This is a genomic window from Flavobacterium sp. LMO8 (assembly GCF_009495755.1).
Lineage (GTDB): Bacteria > Bacteroidota > Bacteroidia > Flavobacteriales > Flavobacteriaceae > Flavobacterium.
Genome location: NZ_WIBJ01000015.1, coordinates 25216 through 43978 on the forward strand (window position 1 = coordinate 25216; position 18763 = coordinate 43978).

Here is an 18763-nt window from a genome sequence, read left to right on the forward strand (position 1 = left end):
TTAATCGTTTATGGTTGTGTTAATGGTTACAAAGTTACTATTTCTATACTTTGTCCTGTATATATAAGTGCTTTTTTTGCAACGGTATAGTTCATTTCTTGTAAAGCCATTCCGTATTCTTCTAATTGTGCTTTGTGTTTGTTATGTTTTTCTCCCGTTTTGTAATCTAACAAGTAAGCCACATTATCTTTAATTACAACTCTATCTGGTTTGCTGTTTCTTGTGTTTTTTTTGATGATATTTTGTTCATTAAATACTTTGGCATCCGCATCAAAAAACGGAATCAATTCTTCATGAAGCACAATTTTATCAATCGTATCTTTAAAAATCGCATTTTGAGAAAACGTAATCAATCCCAATTCGGTTGCTTTTTGAATCGCCAAATCCACATCATCTTTCGTATGAATAAACGCCATTATTTCATGTAAAATATTTCCAAAAGTAATCGCATCTTGCTGAATGGTTCCCCACATTAAAGCTTCACGTTGTGCAATTTTGATGTTTTTTGGATTTAATTTATCAAAAACAATTCCTATTTGATTATTTTTCCCATCGTGTACTTTGTTGGTTGAAACTCGGGTTGGATTTCCGAACTCGTATTCTAATTTTGTGTCTTCATATTTGCCTAAATTCTGTATAAACTCAATAAAATAATACGATAAATTATTGGTAACCAAATCACCTTTCTTGGTTGTAAGTTTATTCGAAATTACATACAATTGTTCTTCAGCACGCGTTAAGGAAACGTACAAAACGTTAATCGTATCTAAAACTTCTTCTTGGTTTTTGGTTTGAAAAATGGTTTTTGCTTCGTTTCCGTAACTTTCTACTTCTTTTTTGTTATTGATTAACGCTTTTGGTAAATCAATGTTCGAATCTTCAAGCGGAATCCATAATTTGTCTTTAATTTTTCTCGCAAAATCTTCTTCGGCAAACGGAAAAATGACCACAGGAAATTCCAATCCTTTTGATTTATGAATCGTCATGATACGAACTGCGTTTGTTCCTTCAGGTGACGGAATGCTTTTTTGGTAGCCAATTTTATCCCAATATTCCAAGAAATCTGCAATACTCGATTGCACTTTTACATCTTTTTCCAACACCAAATCCAAGAAATATTGCAAATACGAAGTATTCACTTTGTCATTTAAAAATGTCGCAATTAAAATTTCAACTGCTTCATACAAGGATTTCTTCTTACAATTTTTGAACGAAATTTCAATTCCGATGGTTTTCAAAAACGTTTCTAATTCCTCCGAGTTTTTATCATTTGCCCTCAAAATAAAATCATGAATTGCTAATTCCGATTGCGAATATTTCGCAATGAAATACAAGAAATAGACTTTCGATTCGTCGTCTTTTGGATTTTTCAAATAACGAAGCAGCGCAATCAACAACTTCACTTCAGTTGCATTTTGAATCAATAAGGTTTCCGAAGACAAAATTGGAACGCTGTTTTCGGTTAAGAAATTCGCCAACTTGATTCCGGGTGCTTTGGTTCGTGTAAGTAAAACTATGTCTTTGTATTCAAATCCGTTTGCGATACATTTTTCAATGGTTCTCAAGGTTTGATTCAAGTAAAATTTATCTTTTACCGAAATCGAATCGTTGTCCGAATCAAACCCTTCGACTTCCGTTTCGTCTTCTGGCACTTCGATAAACGACAAATTCACATAACCACCTTTTTTAGAATTGATTTCTTGATGCGAAAGGTTTTCGTATAAGTTTTTATAATCTGGATTTTCAAATTTATCAGACAATTGCTTAAAAAACGCATTATTAAACTGAATAACTTCGCTGTAACTGCGGTAATTTGTTCCTAGACGAAGCGTTTGCTTGTCTTTATTAGAAAACGGATTAAATCGCGGGTCATCTTTGGCTAAATCGATAAATTGTTCGGCTTTTCCACCACGCCAACGATAAATTGCTTGTTTTGGATCACCAACCAACATTAATGTTCCTTGTTGACCAAAATCGTCTTGACCAGAAAGCGCATTATCAATTAACGGAATCAAATTTTGCCATTGCATCACCGAAGTATCTTGAAATTCATCGATGAAATAATGACGGTATTTTTCGCCCAAACGCTCGTAAATAAAAGGCGCAGGCTGGTTTTGTATTTCGTTATGAATGATTTTATTAAAATCGGAAATCGAAACTAAATTTTGCTCTTCCTGAATTTGTTTGAATTCTTGATAAATCGTGTTTAATAACGAAAGTGGATTTAGGTTTTGCAGAAAAGCTTCGTACATTGCTACTTTTCCTAACTTATCGTAAATCGATTTTAATTGCGATACAATTTCATCAATAATCGATTCAATAATGGCAACATCTTTTGCAGATTTTAAAATCTTAATATCATCAGGAGAAAAATATTTTTTTTGTGTGTCTTTCAGTTGATTTGACTCAATATTATTCAAATGATCATTGAAAAACTTTGGAAATGAACTTAAACTCGCACCATTTGATTCAATAAAATGCTTAATTTTTTTTCCATCTTCACTCGTTTCGGCTTTTAAAAGTTTGATTTCTTCTTGTAATTTCTTTTTTACGATTCCAAAATCATCCAAACTTTTATCCGACATTTCTTTGATTTCTTCCGAATTGTTTTCGTTGGTAATCAATTGAGCCACCTTTAATAATTCGGCCGAAATATCCCAATTTTTATCGTCGTCAGTTTTTTCTTTTGAAAATTCGATTAGCAATTTGGTCAGATTTACATCGTCTCCTGCTTTTGAAATTACCAAATCGATAGCTTCTTGTAAAAGCGAATCGGTTTCCAATGAAACTTCAAAATTAGGAGGCAAATTCAAATCTTGCGCAAACGTTCGGATAACTTTGTGCGTGAATTTATCAATTGTTGAAATATCAAACGCCGCATAATTGTGAATGATATTTTTGATGATGGCTTTCGATTTATCTTTTAAAGTAGCGATGCTTAATTTAGTTTCCGAGGCAATATCTTTTAGCAATTCCATTGCTTTATCAGAAGTATTATCCAATGAAAATTGGTACAAACTTGATACAATTCGGCTTTTCATTTCTTCTACCGCTTTGTTGGTAAACGTTATGGCGAGAATTTTTCGATACGCATCGTCATTAGTAGCTAAGAAAAGAATTTTTAAGTATTCTTTCGTTAGCGTATAAGTTTTTCCTGATCCAGCTGAAGCGTCGTATATGGTAAAAGCGGTTGTTTTCATATATGTAAATGCCGTTTTTTAGTTGTCACATATGCAATCACCTATTTATTCATAGGTTTTTGCTTCGCAAACTTTTTAAAGGTAATTTCAAATGTTATATTTATCTTAATAATAGCGGTATAGAAACTATCTATTTTTGATTCCGAAGTTTAATTTGTAAATTTGGTGAAAATATTACTAATCTAAAAATAAAATATTATGGCTTTTGAATTACCACAATTACCTTATGCATACGATGCATTAGAACCACATATTGATGCGAGAACAATGGAAATACATCATTCTAAGCACCACAATGCATACGTTACCAACCTAAACGCTGCAATTGCTGGAACTGATTTAGAAGGAAAATCTATTGAAGAAATCATGAAAAATTTGGACATGAACAATATGGCAGTTCGTAACAATGGTGGTGGACACTATAATCACACTATGTTCTGGGAAATTATGTCGCCAAACGGCGGTGGTTTACCAACAGGTGAATTAGCGACTGCTATCGATGCTGCATTTGGTTCATTTGACACTTTTAAAGCAGAATTTTCTAAAGCAGGAGCTACTCGTTTTGGTTCAGGATGGGCTTGGTTATGTGTGAAAGATGGTAAATTAGAAGTTTGTTCTACCCCTAACCAAGACAACCCATTAATGCCAGGTGTGGCGTGTGGTGGACAACCAATCTTAGGAATGGATGTTTGGGAACATGCTTATTACTTAAACTATCAAAACAGACGTCCTGATTATATGGAAGCTTTCTTTAATGTAATTAACTGGACAGAAGTTGCAAAACGTTTTGCTGCAGCGAAATAATTAAAATAAATAAAAATTAAAAAAGGCGAGGATTTTAAAATCTTCGCCTTTTTTGTTACCAAGTTTATTAAAATAAAAAAGGTGAAATTTCTTTCACCCTTTTTGCCCCAAATCTACCATAAAACTTAACCTACTAATTTTCTGGTAGAGCTAAAGTAGAACGGTAAATTGTATCTGACTAAAAAAATTGTTGAATAACACAAAAACTCGATGAAATGCATACTTAAAAAACAAATCAGTTGTTTTTTTATTTTTTTCTAACAAGTGTCTAAACTTTTGGATAAAAAAAAGGCACGCATTGCGTACCCTTTTTGCCCCAAATCTACCATAAACTTAACCTCTAATTTTCTGGTAGTACTAAAGTATAGTGAGATTTTGTATTACTATAAAAAAATTGTTAAACGAAATAAAAAGTCGATGAAATGCATATTTTGCAAAAAAACAACTTCTTTATTAAAATAAAATCTGATTTTGGAATAAAAAAAAAGGCACGCATTGCGTACCCTTTTTGCCCCAAATCTACCATAAAACTTAACCTACTAATTTTCTGGTAGTACTAAAGTATGGTGAGATTTTGTATTACTATAAAAAAATTGTTAAACGAAATAAAAAGTCGATGAAACGCACTTTTTAGTATGCACGAGCATCTTTACCTTCATAAAAATTCATGAATGCTCGGTTTACTACACGATTTCCTCCGTCAGTTGGATAATCTCCTGTAAAATACCAATCGCCTAAATTCTTCGGACAAGCAATGTGTAAATCTTCAACTGTTTGATAAATGATTTTTACTTCTGCTTTTGTGTTTTCTGGGGTAAGCATTTGGGCAATTTTATCAGAAATTTCTTGATCCGTGAAAGATGCATAAATCTCTTTTACATAATTCACTACATCAGCATCACTAAAATCTTCTTGTGCTTTTGATTTTTGATATACTTCATCGACTATATGATATAGATTACGCTCTCTCAATAAATCTAATGCTGCTTTAAAGGCTACTAATCCTTCTAGTTTCGCCATGTCAATTCCGTAACAATCTGGGTAACGAATTTGAGGTGCTGATGAAACCACGACAATTTTCTTAGGATTTAATCGGTCCATCATTTTAATGATACTTTGCTTTAAAGTTGTTCCTCTTACAATACTATCATCAATAATTACTAAATTATCGGTTGGTTTTACCACACCATACGTTACATCGTATACATGTGCTACTAAATCATCGCGACTACTATCTTCAGTAATAAACGTTCTTAATTTAGCATCTTTAATCGCAATTTTTTCCGTTCTGATTTTTACTGAAAGTAATTCTTTCAAGGTATCTTCCGTCAATGTATCTTTTTGCTCGATAATTGCTTTGGCTTTTCTTTGATTTAAAAAATCCTGAGCCGCTTCTGACATTCCGTAAAACGAGGTTTCTGCCGTATTTGGAATAAAAGAGAAAACCGTATTGTCAGTATCGTTATCGATTGCCTTTAAAACACTTGGAAATATTAATTTTCCTAATTCTTTACGTTCTTTATAGATTTCAGCATCGCTTCCACGAGAAAAATAAATACGCTCAAACGAACATGCTTTTTTGATTAACGGCGTTCTTACTTCCTGAACCGAAATATTTCCGTTTTTCTTAATAATGATAGCACTTCCTGGAGTTAATTCTTGTACTTTTTCGAAAGGTACATTGAAAACCGTTTGAATTACCGGACGTTCTGAAGCGACTACTACAATTTCATCATCTTCGTAAAAATACGCAGGACGAATTCCTGCAGGATCGCGCAAAACAAACGAATCGCCATGACCAAAAAGTCCAGCCATTGCATAACCTCCATCGAAATTACGTGAAGCACGTTCTAAAATGCGTTGCACATTTAATCGTTCGCCAATAATTGGAGAAGCTTCTTGTTTAGAAAAACCTTCTAATTTGCATTGTTTGTATAATTCGGTAACCTCATCATCTAAGAAATGTCCGATTTTTTCCAATACGGTAACAGTATCGGCCATTTGTTTTGGATGTTGTCCTAAGTCAATTAAGTTTTGAAACAACTCCTTTACGTTAGTCATATTGAAATTTCCCGCAACAATTAAATTTCGGTGCATCCAATTGTTTTGACGTAAAAATGGGTGAACACTTTCGATGCTGTTTTTACCGAAAGTTCCATAACGAACGTGACCTAAAAACACTTCTCCCAAATATGGAATATTTTGTTTTTGAAGTGCCACATTGTTTTGATATTCTGGATGTTCTTCTAACTCACGACTGATTCTGTCGTTAATTTGAGCGAAGATATCCTTAATAGGTTGCGGGTCGTTTGAACGAATACGGCTGATGTATCTTTCGCCTGGATTTACATCCAATTTAATACTCGCTAAACCCGCTCCGTCTTGACCGCGGTTGTGTTGCTTTTCCATAAGTAAGTACATTTTTTGTACACCATAGAAAGCGGTTCCGTATTTTTCTTTATAGAATTCTAACGGTTTTTTTAATCGTAGTAATGCAATTCCACATTCGTGTTGTATAGCGTCACTCATAAGTTGTTGTGTTGTTGTAGGTTGTTGTAATTCTTATTATTTTTAAAACAAAAAATGCCCCGAAATTTCGAGGCACGTTTTTATTCTTCTAATTTTATTTCAAATTGTGTTAAGGCTTTGAATTGTTTCAAACGCGCATTCACTTCATTTTTATCTAAATTCTCCATTCGTTCTGTTCCAAATTTCTCCACACAGAAAGAAGCTAAATTTGAACCATAAATAATCGCATTTTTCAAATTGCTAAACGAAATGTTTTCTGATTGTGCAATGTAACCTGCAAAACCTCCTGCGAAAGTATCACCAGCTCCTGTTGGATCAAACACTTCTTCTAACGGTAAAGCTGGAGCAAAGAAAACCTCTTTATTGTGGAACAATAACGCTCCGTGTTCTCCTTTTTTGATTACTACATACTTAGGTCCCATTGTATGAATTTTAGCAGCCGCTTTTACCAAAGAATATTCTCCTGATAACTGGCGCGCTTCTTCATCATTGATGGTGATAACATCTACACGTTTTATTACGTCTAATAATTCTGGTAAGGCACAATCCATCCAAAAGTTCATTGTATCTAAAACAACTAATTTTGGTCGCTCTGTCATTTGGTTTAAAACCCCTGATTGCACTATTGGGTGTAAGTTTCCTAATAAAACTACATCCGAATTTTTATACATTTGTGGCACCACTGGATTAAAATCAGCCAAAACGTTTAATTCTGTAACTAAAGTGTCACGAGAATTTAAATCGTTGTGATATTTTCCACTCCAAAAGAAGGTTTTTCCACCTTTCACGATTTCGATACCTTCGATATTTACTCCTTTATTTTCTAATAAATCTAAATATTCCTTTGGAAAATCTTCTCCTACTACAGAAACTACTGCTGCATCTACATTAAAAAAGTTAGACGCTAAACCAATGTAAGTTGCGGCTCCACCTAAAATTTTATCTGTTTTTCCGAAAGGCGTTTCAATAGCGTCAAAAGCTACTGTTCCTACTATTAATAGTTTGTTCATTAAATTGAATTTGAAATAAGATGCAAAGATAAGTTTTTGTTTAGAAGTTTAAAAGTTTATATCTCGAAACTTCTTGATAAAAAATTTTGAAAGCCAATGATTAGCATGATTTTATGATTAAAAATACAATTCATAAATTAATTTTATGATTATCATAATTTAATACTTTCTAGTTTTTTAACATTTTTAATAGCTAAAGAATATTTTTGAAAAAAATTACAAACAAAAAACAGAAAAACTCATGAAAAAAATTAAATTATTAATGCTTTTTGCTCTTTTTACAACTGCTGCAAACGCACAAGATTATGTTGATATTTTTAAATTATCGTTGAACAATGCCACGTTAGGAAACATAGATAACGACTACGAAACAAGTGTAAATAATCTAAACATGGAGGTTTACTATCCAAAAAAAATGTCTGAGAAAGCAGTTTTATTAACTGGATTTACTATTGAAAACACTCGCCTTAATTTTTCACAAGGCGCAGAGAGAACAAGCTTGACTATGACTCGTTTGAATTTAGGAATGAAATACCAACATTCAGAAAAATGGTCGGGAACTTATGTATTTCTTCCTAAAATAGCTTCTGATTTTGACAATATTGGATCAAATGATTTTCAATTTGGTGGACTTGCAGTATTCGATTATCAATATAATGAAAGCTATAAGATAAAGTTTGGATTGTATACTTCTTCTGAAAATCATGGCTCAACCATTACGCCTTTGATTGGTCTTTGGCACCGTTCAAAAGACAATAAGTTTTATATAAACGCGACTTTACCTATTCGAATGGACGCCAATTATGCTTTGACAAAGAAATTTAGTTTTGGTGCTGATTTACTTACTTCTATCAAATCCTATAATCTTTCTGAATTCAACTCTGATTTATATACTCAAGAAGAATCAATTCGTTTTGCCCTATATGCTGCCTTAGGTTTAATGGATAATTCTATAATTCTTAGAGGAAAAGTTGGTTTTGACACTACCGATTATGCTGTTTACAATAGTAACGAAAAAGTAGGAGCACAAATATTAACGTTCCCATTAAGCACCGATAAAAGAAACCGACTAAACTCGGAATTTGACTCTTCTTTATATGTAGGATTTGATGCTATTTATAGATTTGATTTGACTAAAGAAACAAAATAATACCGAAGGAGCTGAAAAGCTCCTTTTTTATTTCTTAAAAGAACTAGTTTGAAAGAAATTTGTAGATTTGAAAATTCTTTTCTCAAAAAAAATGCAACTACATCTAATAAAAATCATCAATCTAAGAAAACTGTATGTTCTTTTCTTTATTGGATTAACTATATCAATATTTACATTGATTTTATTAGTATCCATTACTGTTTATTTCTTTCCAAAATTTGATTACATCAATTTATTTATAGTAATCTATTCGATTGTCATCAGCAATATTTTGCTCAAAATTTCCACGAATAAATCCTCGAAATTAATTGTAATCAAAATAAACAATATAAAATTAGAAATTGACAAGAAAACATATTTACTTGAAACAATTAAGAAAATTAAAATCAGTAATTTTCTTTTTACATATTATCCAAAGCTAACAATCTGTTTTTTGGACAACAACAAGATTATATTTAGAGTAGATAAAAACGAGAAAGACTATTGGAAACTGATAGAAAATTTAAAAGAAATTTCAATCAATGGAAGAAAATTAATGTAAAACTCTACAACAACTTCCCTTCTTCTCTCTCATAAAACTCATCAATAGACAATTTTTCTTGTTGCGATGCCATAACCGCTAATGCATCACAGCGTTCGTTCTGCGGATGACTGTTATGTCCTTTTACCCATTGAAAATCGACTTGGTGTTTTCTATACACTTTTAAGAAGCGCATCCATAAATCTGGGTTTTTCTTGGCTTTGAAATTGATTTTTTCCCACTGAAATACCCAACGCTTTTCTACCGCATCCACCACATATTTAGAATCGGAAACGACCAATACTTTAGTTTTTGGGTTTTTTAATTTCTCTAAACCTACGATTACCGCTAATAGTTCCATTCTATTATTAGTAGACAATCGAAAACCTTCATAAAATTCTTTTTTATAAGGCGTTCCCACCATTTCCATCACTACGCCATAACCCGCTGGCCCAGGATTTCCCTTGGCAGCACCGTCTGTATATATGTGGACTTCGTGACTCAAGTAAAAAGTGATTAGTGATTAGTGATTAGCTTTCCAATTACCTCAGGAAAATATTGATGTTCTAATTCGTGAATTTTATGTGCAATTTCATCCGCAGATTTGCAATCTTCTATATTGACTGATTTTTGAAAAATAAATTCCCCTTCATCGTAATGTTCGTTTACATAATGTATAGTGATTCCGGTTTCTTTTTCTTTATTATCTAAAACTGCTTGATGCACATTCATACCATACATGCCTTTTCCGCCGTATTTTGGCAATAAAGCAGGATGAATATTAATCACTTTTGGATATTCCTTTAATATAGACTCTGGAAATTTCAGTAGAAATCCGGCTAAAACGATTAAATCGGGTTGAAATTGGTGTAAATGTTCTAACACAAAACCTTCATTTAACTGTGTTTTATTAAAAACCACAGATGGTAAATTATGATTTTTAGCACGATCTAACACTTTGGCATCTGGTTTATTACAAAAAACAGCAACCACTTTCCCGATTTCACTATTTTTAAAATATTTTATAATTTCTTCTGCATTAGAACCATTACCAGAAGCAAAAAGCACAATATTCCTCATCTTTTCATTGATTTCTTACCACAAAAAAAAGAATAATAATTGGTAAAAAATAAAAAAAAGAAGCCATTGTGAATATTTTTTTTTATTTTCGTGTCACATTTAGTAACAAAAAGGTGGTTTTAAAATAAAGTTTTTTATTTTTGCCAACAAATTAAATTAAAAATTAAAGATTATGTCAGACATTGCATCAAGAGTAAAAGCGATTATCGTAGACAAATTAGGAGTTGACGAAAACGAAGTTGTAGCAGAAGCTAGCTTCACAAACGATTTAGGAGCTGATTCATTAGACACTGTTGAGCTAATTATGGAGTTCGAAAAAGAATTTGATATTCAAATTCCAGACGACCAAGCTGAAAACATTGCTACTGTAGGTCAAGCTATTTCTTACATCGAAGAAGCTAAAAAATAATAAATGAATTACCCGTGTGCTTATTTTGGCATACGGGTTTTTATTATTTTAAAGAAAATTAGACTATTTTTGATTGAATTTCAATCACAATATATTGAAATACCCTTGTCTCTTTACTCCTAATAATTAAAGAAAACACGGGTATTATTTGTTTAAACGATTTTTTAAAAATTAGAATATGCAATTAAAGCGTGTTGTTGTAACAGGTCTTGGAGCGTTAACTCCTATTGGAAATACTCTTCAAGAATATTGGGACGGTCTTGTGAACGGAAAAAGTGGCGCTGCCCCTATTACTTATTACGATACTGAAAAGCATAAAACAAAATTTGCTTGTGAGGTTAAGAACTTCAATGTTGAAGATTTTATAGATAAAAAAGAAGTTCGAAGAATGGATAAGTTTGCTCAATATGCTATTGTTGCAAGTGACGAAGCCATTAAAGATGCCGGTATTAACCTAGAAAATGTAAACAAACATAGAGTTGGTGTTATTTGGGGAGCAGGTATTGGAGGTTTACAAACTTTCCAAGACGAAGTAATGAATTATGCCGCTGGTGATGGAACACCACGTTTTAATCCATTCTTTATTCCTAAAATGATTGCAGATATTGCTCCTGGACACATTTCAATGCGAAATGGTTTCATGGGACCAAACTATACTACGGTTTCTGCATGTGCTTCTTCGGCAAATGCTTTAGTAGACGCATTCAACTACATTCGTTTAGGAATGTGTGATGTTGTGGTTTCAGGAGGTTCTGAAGCAGCTGTAACTATAGCAGGTATGGGCGGATTTAACTCAATGCAGGCATTATCAACTAGAAACGAAAGTCCAGAAACAGCTTCTAGACCATTTGATGCTACTCGTGACGGATTTGTTTTAGGTGAAGGTGCCGGTGCTTTAGTATTAGAAGAGTACGAACATGCAATTGCACGTGGTGCTAAAATCTACTGCGAAGTAGGTGGTGGTGGTTTGTCTTCGGATGCCTATCATTTAACAGCTCCACATCCAGAAGGAATTGGAGTTATTGCTGTAATGGAAAATTGTTTACGTGACGCTGGAATGAAACCTGAAGACGTAGACCATATTAACACACACGGAACTTCTACTCCACTTGGAGACGTTGCCGAGTTAAAAGCAATTAAAGCCGTTTTTGGTGATCATGCTAAAAACATCAATATCAATTCAACTAAATCGATGACAGGTCACTTATTAGGTGCTGCTGGTGCTATTGAAGCTATTGCTTCTATTTTAGCAATGCAAAACGGAATTGTACCTCCAACGATTAATCATACTACTGTAGATGAAAACATTGATCCATCTTTAAACTTAACTTTAAACAAAACGCAAAAACGCGAAATTAAAGTAGCCATGAGTAATACTTTTGGTTTTGGTGGACATAACGCTTGTGTTTTATTCAAAAAATTTGAGAACTAAACATGCGTCGTCTATTTAATAAAATACGAAAAAATTCCCGTTCTCAAGAAGACGGGATTTTTTTTGAAAAAATTACGAAAATACTTGGTTTTCAGCCTAAAGAATTAAAATATTACAGAAAAGCCTTCACCCATCGCTCGGCTAACAAAGTAGACGAAAAAGGAAATCCGTTCAATTACGAGCGATTGGAATTTCTTGGTGATGCTATGTTAGGAAGTGTTATTGCAGCTCATCTATATAACGAAGTACCTTCGGGCGATGAGGGTTATTTGACAAAAATGCGTTCGAAAATTGTAAGTAGAGAACATTTGAACGAACTTGGACGCGACTATAATCTCCTTCAATTTGTAGAAAGTAAAGTTAATTCTAGTCAATTTGGCGAAAATATACATGGTAATTTGTTTGAGGCATTCATTGGAGCTATTTATCTAGATAAAGGTTTCGTTTATTGTGAAAAATTTATCCAAAATAAAATCATCAAACAATATGTTGATATTGCAAAACTAGAAGGTAAAGTCATTAGTTATAAAAGTTTAATCATAGAATGGTGTCAAAAAGAAAAAATGTCTTTCCTTTTTGATTTTGTGGAAGATAACGGCATTGAAGGTCAGAAATATTTTGGTGTAAAATTACTTATCGATCAAAAAATTATCGCTAGAGCAAGAGCTACTTCTAAGAAAAAAGCAGAAGAAAAAGCATCACAACGTGCTTATTTTGCTTTACAAGAAAAAATTTTAAAAAAATAACCTAGTACTAAAACGTTTTCGTTACTAAATTATCGTTAAGAACACCAAAACTGGTATTTTTTAATAGATTTTAATCTTATCTTTACAACTTAAATTCTGGTAATGGCCATTCATAAAATTCAAATAAACGATTTTGTTTCAGACGATTATGAATTAATAGCCATTCACTCATCTTTAGATGATTACAAATTGGCTTTTATGCTGAACAAGGAATTAGACATTCAATTAAGCAAAAATAATGCTTATGTAGAAATTGCCATTCCAGAAGGAAAAAGCGCTTTTAGTAACTTCACATTTGATGATGAAAAGAACGATATAATTTGGACTTTAATCGATAACAAAACTACGATAATAAATTCCAAAAAACAGCCAACTTCATTATTTGAGCAGGTTGACATTACCGTTTTTTTACTACCTGAATTTAAAAAAGCCGATTACCTTATAAAAATTGAAAATATAGATTACGGTTTTGATTCAGAACCTATAATTGAGAAAATTCAGAAAATTAAAAATGTAACTACGGCTTACGCGATTGATATCACGAACTTAAAATCTAAAAATAATTTAATTTTTTAATTAAAATGCCAACAAACAAAAAAACTAAAATTGTAGCTACCCTAGGCCCTGCTTGTAGTACAAAGGAAGTAATAAAAAATATGATTGACGCTGGAGTTAATGTATTTAGAATTAACTTTTCACACGCTGATTATACAGATGTATCAGAGCGAATTAAAATCATTAGGGAATTAAACGATGAATTTGGTTACACAACTTCAATTTTAGCCGATTTACAAGGGCCAAAATTACGTGTAGGTGTAATGAAAGAAGATGTTGTTGTAAATCCTGGTGACATTATTACTTTTCAAACTTCTGATGATGTTCCTGGAACAGCAGATAGAGTATACATGAACTACAAAGAATTCCCAAGAGACGTTAATCCTGGTGAAAGAATTTTGTTAGATGATGGAAAACTAATGTTTGAAGCCATTGAAACAAATAGAACTAATGAAGTGGTTTGTAAAGTTATCCAAGGTGGTCCATTAAAATCGAAAAAAGGAGTTAACTTACCTAATACTAAAGTTTCGTTACCCGCTTTAACAACAAAAGATATTAAAGATGCTATTTTTGCTTGTGAAAACAAGGTTGATTGGATGGCGCTTTCATTTGTAAGAACTAAAGAAGATATTAAAGACTTACAAGATTTAATCGAAAAACATTCAGATCATAAAATTCCAATTATTGCAAAAATTGAGAAACCAGAAGCGGTAGAAAACATTAATGAAATTGTAGTTGCTTGTGATGGTTTGATGGTTGCTCGTGGAGATTTAGGTGTAGAAGTTCCTGCTGAGGAAGTACCTTTAATTCAGAAAAAATTAATCCACAGAGCAAAAACAGCGCGTATTCCAGTAATTGTAGCAACGCAAATGATGGAAACAATGATTACTTCATTAACTCCAACCAGAGCCGAAGTAAATGATGTTGCTAACTCGGTAATGGATGGTGCAGATGCGGTAATGTTATCTGGAGAAACATCTGTAGGAAATTATCCTGTTCAAGTAATCGAAACGATGACAAGAATTATTGAAAGTGTTGAAGATTCTCCACTTATTAAAGTTCCTGTTTCTCAACCTCAAATAAAAAATGCTCGTTATATTACCAAATCGATTTGTTATCATGCGGCTTTAATGGCAGATACTATTAATGCAAAAGCGATAACAACATTAACAAACTCAGGTTATACAGCATTTCAAATTTCGGCTTGGAGACCAAAATCGCATATTTTAGTATTTACATCTAATAAAAGAATCTTAACACAATTAAATTTATTATGGGGCGTAAGAGCTTACTTCTATGACAAATTAGTAAGTACAGATGACACCATTGAAGATATTAATGTGATTTGCAAAGAGAAAAAATACGTTAAAAAAGGTGATATGGTTATCAACTTAGCAGCAATGCCTATTGTAGCTAAAGGAATGGTAAATACATTAAGAGTTTCTGAAATAGAGTAAGCTTTACTTTATAATTATAAAAAAACGAGTGCTAGTAATTTAGCACTCGTTTTTTGTTTATCTAGGTTGTCATTCTGAACTCGATTCAGAATCTCTCTTGATAAATAATAAATTAGAAGCTGAAACGAGTTCAGCTTGACAGAAGTTTTAGTTTTACTATTTAAATTTAAGCAGCTATTTTTTCAAACGCAATAAAATTAGTCACTTCGCCTTTGTGATTGAAAACGGGAAAGCCTTTGATGTGACATTTGTATAACGAACCATCTTTGCAGTAATTAATTACATTTTTTTCAAACGGAATTTTATTGATAATGGCTTGTCTAATTTCGTTGCTTACTTGTAAATCTGTTTGTTTGCCTTGAAACATTTTTGGTGAATTTCCGACTACTTCGTTTGCTTCATAACCATTCATGTTTTTGATGTTTTTGGTTGCGAAAACAATTTTTAATTGTGCATCAGTTACTACAATTACGGTTTTATCTTGTAAACTTTCTTTAAAATCCCAAACCGATTTCCATTGATTTTTGTTGGCAATTTGATGCAACGAATTTACATCGTGAAGCAACACATTCGTTTGCAACAAATACTGAGAATAAATATCCCAAGATACCAACGGCATTGCTTTTGTAACGCCATTTTCATACTGTTTTGCAAACGCAGCATCGTAAACTTTGAACTCCATAACAATTCTAATTTGGGATAAAGCTAATAAGAAAAATGAATCAATAAGTTAGAAAAGGCAACTTTAACGCATGTTTAAGTAATTAAAACTCAAACTTCAATTGCACCGAAACACTTTTTTGAGGTAAAGCGGTTTTGGTTTTTTCTTCGTTGTTTAGGTTATGAATGGAAATACCAAGTAATCGAACGGAATTTCTCAGTCGTTCTTGATAGAGTAAATCTTTAGCAACGTCTAAAATGATGTTTTTGTCGTTTACAAAATACGGCAAAGTTTTGCTTCGGGTTTGTAAAGTGAAATCGGAATATTTTATTTTTAAGGTGATGGTTTTTCCTGATATTTTGCTTTTTTGTAGGCGTTTTTCTAATTCTTTGGAAATGCTTTGCAAACGTTCTTCCATGAAAATTTCGGAAGATAAATTTTCTCCAAAAGTACGTTCCGCTCCTACCGATTTAATTTTTCGGTTGGGTTTTACCGCGCTATTGTGAATGCCACGCACAATTTGATAATAATGCAAACCACTGTTACCAAAATGTTTATCGAGATATTCTAACGGTTTTTGCTTTAAATCATAACCCGTGAAAATGCCTAATTGGTACATTTTTTCAGCTGTAACTTTTCCTACGCCATAGAACTTTTTTACATCTAATTTTTCTAAAAAGGCTTCTACCTCATCTGGATTTACTGTTTTTTGTCCGTTTGGTTTGTTGTAATCGGAAGCAATTTTGGCTACAAATTTATTAACAGAAATTCCTGCAGAAGCCGTAAGTCCAACTTCTTCATAAATGCGTTTTCTGATTTCTTGTGCTATTAATGTCGCACTGGGATTGCCTTTTTTGTTTTTGGTAACGTCTAAATAGGCTTCATCGAGGGATAACGGTTCGACTAAATCGGTGTAATCAAGGAAAATTTTTCTGATTTTCTTCGAAATTTCTATGTAACGGTCAAATCGTGGTCGTACAAAAATTAAATTAGGACACAATTTCTTCGCTTGAATACCGCTAATCGCACTTCGAACTCCGTATTTTCTAGCTTCGTAACTTGCGGCTGAAACCACACCACGAACTTCGCTTCCGCCTACTGCCAAAGGTTTTCCTTTCAGCTCAGGATTGTCCATTTGCTCTACCGATGCATAAAACGCATCCATGTCAACGTGAATTATTTTTCGATAGTTCTCGCTCATACATTATTCGGTAGGAAAAAAGAAACTCATCGGTTTACTTAAAAATCGTCTTTTGATAGATGAAAAAATAGGTTTCAACTCGGTTAATGGAATATTTCTAGAGCGAAAAGCCAATCCTAACGACAATCCAAAACTAACTAAAAAATTGACTAAACCAATCATGAAAACACCAAAAATTCCCCAAAACAACAAATTATCTTCAACCTGAAATTTAGCGTCGTACAAGGCTAATGCTAAATTTCCACTGGCAAAAGTAATATGGCGAATATCTAAACTTAAACCTAAAAATTTACCAATTGAAGAAGTGCTTCCAAGAAAAACACCAAACCAAAAATTAGACATTAATCCTGGCCATTTATTATCGTACCAATTAGCGAAATTTTTAGTTCTTTCTTTTCCAAATGTCATTTTTAACCATGGATGCTCTTCTATTCTGTATTTAACATCAAAATGCTTGTCGCGATTGGCTATACTTCCTGAAATAATTCCAGATAAGAATAAGAAAAACCCAGCAATAGCAGCATGAAATAGCAATAAAGATTGAATTGGATTCAAATCGATGATGAATTTTTCCCATTTCATTTCGGCTATATTAATTCCAAAAGTAGTATCTATCATCCAAATACCTAACAAAGCTATTGGAAACGCCATAATTACATTTCCAACAAAAGCAATAAACTGCGAACGAAACAAACGCGCGAATAATTTGGCAAAACTTTTATGCTTTTCATCTGCAGAAATGGAATTTTTTTTCAAACCATCTTCTAAAGCAGATATTAGAGCTGAAGCTGTCATGGCTGGTTGTTTTGTAGCTAAAGTAAATCCCAACAAATAAATAATGATAAATCCTATCGAATAATTTAAGCTGTATAAAAATGCGTGTCCAAAATCGCTTATTTCTACTTTTGAGAGGAGTAATTTAAAAATACACAAAATCCCAACGATCAATCCTCCTCCAAGTGCCGCATACAACATTTTGAAATATTCTGTTTTACTTTCAGTAATATAATTTTCGCCTGTTTTTGCGGTGTGTTGTGTAATTTCGTAAGACAACAATTGTGTGCTTTCAGCAAATAATTTTCTTACGTTTGTTTTTAAACAATTGTATTTGATTAGTTTGATAGCTAATTCTATCGATTTTGATTTCTTTTCTTCGGGTTTGTCAATCACTAAAAGCGGCATCAAAACACCAATGCGATACAAATGTTGTTTTATGCTTAATAGGTTTTGGTTCACGCGTAGCGAAATTCCGTATTTTGAAGAGTTTTGAAAGGCTTTCTCGACAAATTCGTTACATTGCTTATGCAAAACCAATAATTGCTTAAAATTAATGTCTGATGATGTTGTAAAAAACTCCGATTCTTTAGTTCGAATGGTTTTTTCAATAGCATATAATTCTTTTTCAAAAGCTGCAAACGGACTTTCTAAACCTGAATATTCGGGCACCATTTTCATAACATCGGTTTCCAAGGCTTTTCCGCTGGTACGTTGCGACAACAAATTTATAGCTTCCATTACTTCGTACAAAGGCGCATGAGCTTCAACCGATTCATAAATGGTTTCAAATTCAAACAAATCGAAAAGAGTTTCTAATTCTACTTTTGGAATTTTATTAACCCAAATTGGATCTGAATCAGCATAAAAAATCTGATTTAAAACATACTGTAATGTATCTTTTGGCGCTTGATATGGAAGGATTTTGGCAAAAATTCGCTTTTTTACTTCATAAAAGAAATCGATGTCTTGTAAAATTCCAGCATCGGTTAAAATGGCATCAAAATTTTTGTTTTCCAACACGGTTTTTAAATACGCTACAAAGTTGTCTCGTTCAACTTGATTATTCGAAAAGAACTCAATTGTATTAAAAAGACTAAAACTTTCATGTTTTTTTGGGTTTTTCGGACGAATAGCATTCACCAATTGAACCAATATATCGATATCGTTCTCTTCGTTTTTCCAAAGCTGCAATTCATTAAAATATTTTCTAATAATGATATCGAGCATTGTAT

15 protein-coding genes are annotated in these 18763 nt (G+C 32.6%); 7 read left to right on the forward strand and 8 right to left on the reverse strand.

What is annotated here, in order from left to right; all coding sequences use genetic code 11:
* Positions 1–26: 26 nt before the first annotated feature.
* A complete protein-coding gene (locus tag GFJ94_RS02045; RefSeq protein ID WP_153199899.1) occupies positions 27–3200 on the reverse strand; it encodes an exodeoxyribonuclease V subunit beta in 3174 nt (1057 codons plus the stop codon).
* Between the two features lie 198 nt (positions 3201–3398).
* On the opposite strand from GFJ94_RS02045, the gene GFJ94_RS02050 reads away from it, so the two are divergent.
* On the forward strand, positions 3399–4004 hold the full coding sequence (locus GFJ94_RS02050; RefSeq protein WP_153199901.1) for a superoxide dismutase: 606 nt from the start codon (positions 3399–3401) through the stop codon (positions 4002–4004).
* A gap of 630 nt (positions 4005–4634) precedes the next feature.
* Here the strand turns inward: GFJ94_RS02050 and GFJ94_RS02055 are convergent.
* Positions 4635–6533 carry an amidophosphoribosyltransferase gene (locus GFJ94_RS02055; RefSeq protein WP_153199903.1) on the reverse strand — a complete coding sequence of 633 codons (1899 nt, stop codon included), beginning with the start codon at positions 6531–6533 and terminating at the stop codon, positions 4635–4637.
* 80 nt (positions 6534–6613) lie between these two features.
* Entirely contained in the window at positions 6614–7543 is a 930-nt protein-coding gene (locus GFJ94_RS02060) for a PfkB family carbohydrate kinase (protein WP_153199904.1), read from the reverse strand.
* Between the two features lie 241 nt (positions 7544–7784).
* Between GFJ94_RS02060 and GFJ94_RS02065 the strand changes: the two genes are divergently transcribed.
* The gene (locus GFJ94_RS02065; protein ID WP_153199906.1) at positions 7785–8693 is read left to right on the forward strand and encodes a DUF6268 family outer membrane beta-barrel protein; all 909 of its coding nucleotides are present in this window, start codon (positions 7785–7787) and stop codon (positions 8691–8693) included.
* Positions 8694–9238: 545 nt separating this feature from the next.
* On the opposite strand, the gene rnhA is transcribed toward GFJ94_RS02065, so the two are convergent.
* Complete coding sequence (gene rnhA / locus GFJ94_RS02070) at positions 9239–9718, reverse strand: ribonuclease HI (protein WP_153199908.1); 480 nt, start codon at positions 9716–9718, stop codon at positions 9239–9241.
* A gap of 11 nt (positions 9719–9729) precedes the next feature.
* A complete protein-coding gene (locus GFJ94_RS02075; protein ID WP_153199911.1) occupies positions 9730–10293 on the reverse strand; it encodes a phosphoribosylglycinamide formyltransferase in 564 nt (187 codons plus the stop codon).
* A 172-nt stretch (positions 10294–10465) separates the two neighbouring features.
* On the opposite strand from GFJ94_RS02075, the gene GFJ94_RS02080 reads away from it, so the two are divergent.
* The 5 genes from GFJ94_RS02080 to pyk all read left to right on the forward strand — a co-directional run bounded on the left by GFJ94_RS02080 (position 10466) and on the right by pyk (position 14892).
* Positions 10466–10702 (forward strand): acyl carrier protein, encoded by a 237-nt coding sequence (locus GFJ94_RS02080; protein WP_002988156.1) that lies wholly within the window; start codon positions 10466–10468, stop codon positions 10700–10702.
* 178 nt (positions 10703–10880) lie between these two features.
* The gene (gene fabF / locus GFJ94_RS02085; protein WP_153199913.1) at positions 10881–12134 is read left to right on the forward strand and encodes a beta-ketoacyl-ACP synthase II; all 1254 of its coding nucleotides are present in this window, start codon (positions 10881–10883) and stop codon (positions 12132–12134) included.
* Positions 12135–12136: 2 nt separating this feature from the next.
* Positions 12137–12880 (forward strand): ribonuclease III, encoded by a 744-nt coding sequence (gene rnc / locus GFJ94_RS02090; RefSeq protein ID WP_153199915.1) that lies wholly within the window; start codon positions 12137–12139, stop codon positions 12878–12880.
* A 102-nt stretch (positions 12881–12982) separates the two neighbouring features.
* A complete protein-coding gene (locus GFJ94_RS02095; RefSeq protein WP_153199917.1) occupies positions 12983–13456 on the forward strand; it encodes an IPExxxVDY family protein in 474 nt (157 codons plus the stop codon).
* A 5-nt stretch (positions 13457–13461) separates the two neighbouring features.
* Positions 13462–14892, forward strand: a complete 1431-nt coding sequence (gene pyk, locus GFJ94_RS02100) for a pyruvate kinase (protein ID WP_153199919.1) — start codon at positions 13462–13464, stop codon at positions 14890–14892.
* Between the two features lie 166 nt (positions 14893–15058).
* Here pyk and GFJ94_RS02105 read toward each other — a convergent pair whose 3' ends face one another.
* From GFJ94_RS02105 to GFJ94_RS02115, 3 genes are all read right to left on the reverse strand, one after another.
* Positions 15059–15574: a PAS domain-containing protein gene (locus GFJ94_RS02105; RefSeq protein WP_153199921.1), complete on the reverse strand. Its 516-nt coding sequence runs from the start codon at positions 15572–15574 to the stop codon at positions 15059–15061.
* A gap of 82 nt (positions 15575–15656) precedes the next feature.
* On the reverse strand, positions 15657–16754 hold the full coding sequence (gene dinB / locus GFJ94_RS02110; protein ID WP_153199923.1) for a DNA polymerase IV: 1098 nt from the start codon (positions 16752–16754) through the stop codon (positions 15657–15659).
* 3 nt (positions 16755–16757) lie between these two features.
* Positions 16758–18758, reverse strand: coding sequence for a site-specific recombinase (locus GFJ94_RS02115; protein WP_238989424.1), 2001 nt, complete (start codon positions 18756–18758; stop codon positions 16758–16760).
* Positions 18759–18763 lie beyond the last annotated feature (5 nt).

What these genes read in the sequence shown, in the direction of transcription:
- GFJ94_RS02045 (WP_153199899.1), bottom strand. Translation starts at nt 3,200, where the DNA reads ATGAAAACAACCGCTTTTACCATATACGACGCTTCAGCTGGATCAGGA.
- GFJ94_RS02050 (WP_153199901.1), top strand. Translation starts at nt 3,399, where the DNA reads ATGGCTTTTGAATTACCACAATTACCTTATGCATACGATGCATTAGAA.
- GFJ94_RS02055 (WP_153199903.1), bottom strand. Translation starts at nt 6,533, where the DNA reads ATGAGTGACGCTATACAACACGAATGTGGAATTGCATTACTACGATTA.
- GFJ94_RS02060 (WP_153199904.1), bottom strand. Translation starts at nt 7,543, where the DNA reads ATGAACAAACTATTAATAGTAGGAACAGTAGCTTTTGACGCTATTGAA.
- GFJ94_RS02065 (WP_153199906.1), top strand. Translation starts at nt 7,785, where the DNA reads ATGAAAAAAATTAAATTATTAATGCTTTTTGCTCTTTTTACAACTGCT.
- GFJ94_RS02075 (WP_153199911.1), bottom strand. Translation starts at nt 10,293, where the DNA reads ATGAGGAATATTGTGCTTTTTGCTTCTGGTAATGGTTCTAATGCAGAA.
- GFJ94_RS02080 (WP_002988156.1), top strand. Translation starts at nt 10,466, where the DNA reads ATGTCAGACATTGCATCAAGAGTAAAAGCGATTATCGTAGACAAATTA.
- fabF (WP_153199913.1), top strand. Translation starts at nt 10,881, where the DNA reads ATGCAATTAAAGCGTGTTGTTGTAACAGGTCTTGGAGCGTTAACTCCT.
- rnc (WP_153199915.1), top strand. Translation starts at nt 12,137, where the DNA reads ATGCGTCGTCTATTTAATAAAATACGAAAAAATTCCCGTTCTCAAGAA.
- GFJ94_RS02095 (WP_153199917.1), top strand. Translation starts at nt 12,983, where the DNA reads ATGGCCATTCATAAAATTCAAATAAACGATTTTGTTTCAGACGATTAT.
- pyk (WP_153199919.1), top strand. Translation starts at nt 13,462, where the DNA reads ATGCCAACAAACAAAAAAACTAAAATTGTAGCTACCCTAGGCCCTGCT.
- GFJ94_RS02105 (WP_153199921.1), bottom strand. Translation starts at nt 15,574, where the DNA reads ATGGAGTTCAAAGTTTACGATGCTGCGTTTGCAAAACAGTATGAAAAT.
- dinB (WP_153199923.1), bottom strand. Translation starts at nt 16,754, where the DNA reads ATGAGCGAGAACTATCGAAAAATAATTCACGTTGACATGGATGCGTTT.
- GFJ94_RS02115 (WP_238989424.1), bottom strand. Translation starts at nt 18,758, where the DNA reads ATGCTCGATATCATTATTAGAAAATATTTTAATGAATTGCAGCTTTGG.